Raw genomic sequence first — 2,079 nt, 5'->3', positions numbered from 1 at the left:
GGCGTGGGGTGTCGGGTCAGGGCTCACCCCACCATTGTCCGACACCCCTGGTTGCTCGGCCGCGGCCAGGGTCGGGCGAGGTCCCGGACCGACGGGTCAGGCGATGGTGACGGCGCCGCGCATGGTCGGGTCGGCGGCGTAGGCGTCGCGCACGATCTGCATCGTGGCACCCAGGGTGGCGAACTGCTCGGCAGTCAGCACGTCGATGAGGTGGCGCCGGACGCTCGCGATGTGGACGACGGCGAAGGAGTCGAGAGCGACCCGCCCGCCCTCGGTGAGGCGCAGCAGCACCCCACGGCCGTCGTCGGGGGCCGGCGTGCGGCGCACCCAGCCGCGACGCTCGAGCCGGGCGGCCGTGTGGGTCACGCGGCTGCGGGACTGCACGATGAGGGACGCCAGGGTCGACATGCGCATCTGCGCGTCGGGTGCCTCGGAGAGCATCGACATCAGCTCGTACTCGGGCAGGCTGATCCCGACGTCCTGGAGGTCACGCTCGAACGCCACCGTGAGCTCACGAGAGGCGCGCAGGTAGGCGCGCCAGGCGATCTGCTCCTCGTGGCTGAGCCACCGGACCCCACCCTCGCCGTCAACACCACCCGTGTCGTCGGCTGACGTCCCTTCTGTCATCACTGCCCCGCTCATCGCGTCTCCCCGGTTCACCGAACTCGCCCATCGTGGCACGGGACTGCAGATACCCGTGGGTGGTTCCGATCCATGTGGCCATCTGCACAGACGTTCTTCCTGAGAACGACCTGAGATGCACGGGCATCAGAGTGTCTCACATGGCGAGACGTGGGAATGGATGCCGCGGCCAGTTTGGTTGAAGGGACAACTAGCGAGTGCTAGGCCACGACAAAGGAGACTTCATGAGCAACGCGCCCACCACCCTGGACGGCCTCACCCCCGGCACCTGGAGCATCGACCCCACCCACGCCGAGGTGAGCTTCATCGCCCGCCACCTCATGGTGTCCAAGGTCCGCGGCAAGTTCACCGAGTTCACCGGCACCGTCGAGGTGGCCGAGCAGCTCGCTGACAGCGTCGCGAACGTGACCATCAAGACGGCATCCGTCGACACGGGCACCGCCGACCGCGACGGCCACCTGCGCAGCGCCGACTTCTTCGACTCCGAGACCTACCCGGAGATGACCTTCGTCAGCACCTCGTTCGACGGTTCCACCCTCGTCGGCGACCTGACGATCAAGGGCATCACCAAGCCCGTGTCCCTCGACGTCGAGTTCAACGGTGTCGCGACCGACCCGTGGGGCAACGACAAGGCCGGCTTCGAGGCCAAGGGCGAGCTCAACCGCACCGACTGGGGCCTGACCTGGAACGCGGCCCTCGAGAAGGGTGGCGTGCTCGTCTCCGAGAAGATCACGCTCGTCATCGACGTGGAGCTCGGCAAGCAGGCCTGAGCCACACCCCACTCATTGCGAACGGCCCACCTCGGACGAGGTGGGCCGTTCGCAATGAGTCGCCCGTGATGCTGCGTCTAGGGTGAGCCCATGGCTGACGCAGCGCGCACCACCTACCTGCTCGTCGACGGCGAGAACATCGACGCCACGCTGGGCACCTCGATCCTCGGCCGCCGACCGCGCCCGGAGGAGCGTCCCCGGTGGGAACGGCTGCTGCAGTTCGCGCGCGACCAGTGGGACCAGCCCGCCCAGGGACTGTTCTTCCTCGCGGCCAACTCCGAGCTGCCCATGACGTTCGTCCAGGCCCTGCTCGCCATCGGCTACCGGCCCATCCCGCTCTCGGGCGCACCGGGGCAGAAGGTCGTCGACATCGCGATCCAGCGCACGCTGACCGAGCTGCGCACGCGCGAGGCCGATGTCGTCCTCGTCAGCAACGACGGCGACTTCGTCGAGGAGGTCGGCGAGCTGCTCGACGGCCGCCGGGTCGGCCTCGTCGGATTCGTCGAGTTCCGAAACCACGCGTTCAGCCAGCTCGTCGAGCTCGGGCTGGAGACCTTCGACCTCGAGTACGACGTCCTGGCCTTCAACGAGCGGCTCCCACGGGTGCGGGTCATCGCCATCGACGAGTTCGACCCGGCCCAGTTCCTCTGACCGGCCCTGCCGGGGT

Annotated in this window: 3 protein-coding genes; 2 read left to right on the top strand and 1 reads right to left on the bottom strand. The window is 68.4% G+C overall.

Annotated features, from left to right (window positions below):
• Positions 1-96: 96 nt before the first annotated feature.
• Complete coding sequence (locus PLL68_RS11780; RefSeq protein WP_324534304.1) at positions 97-642, bottom strand: MarR family winged helix-turn-helix transcriptional regulator; 546 nt, start codon at positions 640-642, stop codon at positions 97-99.
• A gap of 224 nt (positions 643-866) precedes the next feature.
• On the opposite strand from PLL68_RS11780, the gene PLL68_RS11775 reads away from it, so the two are divergent.
• Together PLL68_RS11775 and PLL68_RS11770 are read left to right on the top strand one after the other, a co-directional pair.
• Positions 867-1,412, top strand: coding sequence for a YceI family protein (locus PLL68_RS11775; RefSeq protein WP_324534302.1), 546 nt, complete (start codon positions 867-869; stop codon positions 1,410-1,412).
• Positions 1,413-1,502: 90 nt separating this feature from the next.
• Positions 1,503-2,063, top strand: coding sequence for an NYN domain-containing protein (locus PLL68_RS11770; protein ID WP_324534300.1), 561 nt, complete (start codon positions 1,503-1,505; stop codon positions 2,061-2,063).
• Positions 2,064-2,079: the final 16 nt, after the last annotated feature.

The organism is Ornithinibacter sp., assembly GCF_035443565.1.
Classification (GTDB): Bacteria; Actinomycetota; Actinomycetes; order Actinomycetales; family Dermatophilaceae; genus Fodinibacter.
The sequence above is the reverse complement of the archived record's forward strand: the minus strand, read 5'-3'. Positions and strand labels throughout refer to the sequence as shown.

Coding starts and splice junctions, on each gene's coding strand:
- PLL68_RS11780 (WP_324534304.1), bottom strand. CDS start 642: ATGAGCGGGGCAGTGATGACAGAAGGGACGTCAGCCGACGACACGGGT.
- PLL68_RS11775 (WP_324534302.1), top strand. CDS start 867: ATGAGCAACGCGCCCACCACCCTGGACGGCCTCACCCCCGGCACCTGG.
- PLL68_RS11770 (WP_324534300.1), top strand. CDS start 1,503: ATGGCTGACGCAGCGCGCACCACCTACCTGCTCGTCGACGGCGAGAAC.